General features: G+C 65.5%; 3 protein-coding genes. 1 reads left to right on the top strand and 2 read right to left on the bottom strand.

The features are described from left to right. Positions 1 to 111: 111 nt before the first annotated feature. Positions 112 to 336: a YbdD/YjiX family protein gene (locus QRO93_RS21245; RefSeq protein WP_005410613.1), complete on the bottom strand. Its 225-nt coding sequence runs from the start codon at positions 334 to 336 to the stop codon at positions 112 to 114. Further along, positions 336 to 2,417, bottom strand: coding sequence for a carbon starvation CstA family protein (locus QRO93_RS21250; RefSeq protein WP_006462520.1), 2,082 nt, complete (start codon positions 2,415 to 2,417; stop codon positions 336 to 338). The genes QRO93_RS21245 and QRO93_RS21250 overlap by 1 nt, the downstream gene beginning before the upstream one ends. A gap of 215 nt (positions 2,418 to 2,632) precedes the next feature. Here QRO93_RS21250 and QRO93_RS21255 point away from each other — a divergent pair, with 215 nt between their 5' ends. After that, a complete protein-coding gene (locus tag QRO93_RS21255) occupies positions 2,633 to 3,484 on the top strand; it encodes a pirin family protein (RefSeq protein WP_180880292.1) in 852 nt (283 codons plus the stop codon). Positions 3,485 to 3,505: the final 21 nt, after the last annotated feature.

Genomic DNA, 3,505 nt, shown 5'->3' on the forward strand with positions numbered 1-3,505 from the left:
CTGCAAGCCCACACCGCCCCGCCAACCAAACAGAAACCCAGAGCCGACGCTCTTGCAGTTGAAGTTGAATCGGCGGGCGGCGGGCTGCAAGCCCGCCACCCACACACAACTTCAACAGCAGCGACCGCCATTGCGGCCGCCATATCGCGCTTCCTGCCGCTCACGGAAGAACGTCTTGTAGTCCATCGGTTCCTGGTCCGGATGCTTCTCCAGCATGTGCCGGACGTAGTTGTCGTAATCAGGAATGCCACAGCACAGGCGTGCGGTCTGCACCAGGCGCCGCCAGATGCGGCGGTGCGCCTGGTACTGGCCGGCGGGAACCAGTTGCGTGCTCATCACAGATCCACCATTTCATGCGGCTTCAGCGCCACGTACGGGGTCTCGCGGTCGCTGCGCTGCGGGTTGCGGCGGGCGGCCAGGATGGTCTTGATCGAATACACCAGCACCGCCCCCACCACCAGCAGGAACAGCGCGGTCAGCCCGGTATTGACGTAGGCGTTGACCACGATCTGCTTCATCTGCGCCACCGACTTGGCCGGCGCGGTGATGGTGTCGCTGGCAAGCGCCGCCTGGAACTTGTGCGCCTGTGCCAGGAAGCCCTGCGCCGGGTTGCTGTCGAAGATCTTGATGAAGCCGGCGTAGGTGGTGCAGATCAGCAGCCACACCGCCGGCACCGCGGTGACCCACGCGTAGCGGTCACGCTTCATCTTGAACAGCACCACCGTGCCCAGCATCAGCGCGATGCCGGCCAGCATCTGGTTGGAGATGCCGAACAGCGGCCACAGGGTCTGGATGCCACCGAACGGATCGACCACGCCGGTGTACAGCAGATAGCCCCACAGCGCCACGCAGCCGGCGGTGCCGATGATGTTGGCGGTCCACGACTCGGTCTTCTTCAACGCTGGCACGAAGTTGCCCAGCAGGTCCTGCAGCATGAAGCGCCCGGCACGGGTGCCGGCGTCCACCGCGGTCAGGATGAACAACGCTTCGAACAGGATCGCGAAGTGGTACCAGAACGCCATCATTGCGTCGCTGCTGCTTGGAATCGCCTGGTGCAGGATCTGCGCGATGCCCACCGCCAGCGTGGGTGCGCCACCGGCGCGGTGCAGGATGGTCGGCTCGCCGATCGCTGCTGCCGTGGCGGTCAGCTGTTCCGGGGTGATGGTGAAGCCCCAGGTATTGGTGATGTAGTGCGCGGCCGACGCCACATCCGGGCCGATCACCGCCGCCGGGCTGTTCATCGCGAAGTAGATGCCCGGATCGATGATCGAAGCCGCCACCAGCGCCATCACCGCCACGAACGATTCCATCAGCATGCCGCCGTAGCCGATGTAGCGCATGTGCGCTTCATTGGCCAGCAGTTTCGGCGTGGTGCCGGAGGAAATCAGGGCATGGAAGCCGGACACCGCACCGCAGGCGATGGTGATGAACAGGAACGGGAACATGCCGCCCTTCCACACCGGGCCGTCACCGCTGGCGGCGAACTGGGTCAGCGCCGGCATCTTCAGTTCCGGCATCACCACGAGGATGCCGATGGCCAGCGCGATGATCGTACCGATCTTGAGGAAGGTCGACAGGTAGTCACGCGGCGCCAGCAGCAGCCACACCGGCAGCACCGAGGCGACAAAGCCATAGCCGATCAGCATCCAGGTGATCTGGGTGCCGGTGAAGGTGAACGCCGGGCCCCAGGTCGGGTCGGCCGCGACCTTGCCGCCGAACCAGATCGCGGCCAGCAGCAGGATCAGGCCAACGATCGAGATCTCGCCGATCTTGCCGGGGCGGATGTAGCGCATGTACACGCCCATCAGGATCGCGATGGGCATCGTTGCGATCACCGTGAACATGCCCCAGGGGCTCTCGGCCAGTGCCTTGACCACCACCATCGCCAGCACGGCCAGGATGATGATCATGATCAGGAAGGCGCCGAACAGGGCGATGGTGCCGGGCACTTGGCCCATCTCCTCGCGCACCAGGTCACCCAGCGAACGTCCGTTGCGGCGGCTGGACAGGAACAGGACCATGAAGTCCTGCACCGCACCGGCCAGCACGACGCCCACCACCAGCCACAGCAGGCCGGGCAGGTAGCCCATCTGCGCGGCCAGCACCGGGCCGACCAGCGGGCCGGCGCCGGCGATGGCGGCGAAGTGGTGGCCGAACAGCACGTGCTTGTTGGTCGGCACGTAGTCCAGGCCATCGTTGTTGATCACCGCCGGGGTGGCCCGGGTCGGATCGAGCTGCATCACCTTGTTGGCGATGAACAGGCTGTAGAAGCGATAGGCGACGAGGTACAGCGACACCGCCGCGACGACGATCCACAGGGCATTGATGTGTTCGCCGCGACGCAGCGCAACAGTGCCCAGACAGAACGCGCCGAGCAGGGCGAGTACCGCCCAGCCCAGTTTGGAAAACCCTTTCATGAGGTGCTCTCTCCCGGAAAGACAGACAAAGAGTCCTGCTTGCCCTCGACACGGTCAATTGGCACAGGACGAATCTGCGGTAGTACTTTGGTCGTACGAAGGGAATGCTGACGTGCAGCGAACATCAGCGATGGAACAATCGGTTGCGGAGCCGTCCATTGGCGTACGGCCGTGTGGCGTCCATCTTCAGGGGCATCCATCCAACAGGAGTCGCCATGAGCTTTCCCGAACCGGTCCGCGTACTGCGCACCATCCGTGGCATGCCCACCTCCGATGGTGCCGGCGTGCGCCTGACCCGCGTCATCGGCGGCCCGACGCTGCCCGACCTGGATCCGTTCCTGCTGCTCGATGAATTCGGCACCGACCGCGCCGAGGACTACATCGCAGGTTTCCCCGAGCATCCGCACCGTGGTTTCGAGACGGTGACCTACATGCTCGACGGGCGCATGCGGCATCGCGACAACCACGGCAACGAAGGCCTGCTGACCCCGGGCAGCGTGCAGTGGATGACGGCGGGGCGCGGCCTGGTGCATTCGGAGATGCCCGAACAGGAAAGCGGGCAGATGCGCGGTTTCCAGCTGTGGGTGAATCTGCCGGCGAAGGACAAGATGACCGAGCCGAAGTACCAGGAGTTCGCGCCCGAGCGCATTCCGCGGGTGCAGCCGGCCGCCGGCGTGGAGGTGAAGGTGATTGCCGGCAGCGTCGACGGTACCCGCGGGCCGATCGTGCAGCCGGCCACCGATCCGCTCTACCTGGACATCACGCTGGCGCCCGACCGCGCCTGGACGTACACGCTGCCGGAAGGGCACAACGCGTTTGCCTATGTATTCGAAGGTGCGTTGACGGTAGGCGAGCAGGACGCCGCGCGTGACGTGGCGCGCCAGGAACTGGCGGTGCTGGGCGGTGGCGAGCAGCTGCACATCTCGGCCGGCCGCGATGGCGCGCGGTTGATCCTGGTGGCCGGCCGTCCGCTGCGCGAGCCGGTGATGCGGCACGGCCCGTTCGTGATGAACACGCGGCAGGAGCTGATGCAGGCCTTCGTCGATTTCCAGGAAGGCAGGTTCTGAGGTAGTGGCGGCCGCTGGCCG

The organism is Stenotrophomonas maltophilia group sp. Smal17 (assembly GCF_030237045.1).
In the GTDB taxonomy this organism is placed as follows: domain Bacteria; phylum Pseudomonadota; class Gammaproteobacteria; order Xanthomonadales; family Xanthomonadaceae; genus Stenotrophomonas; species Stenotrophomonas forensis.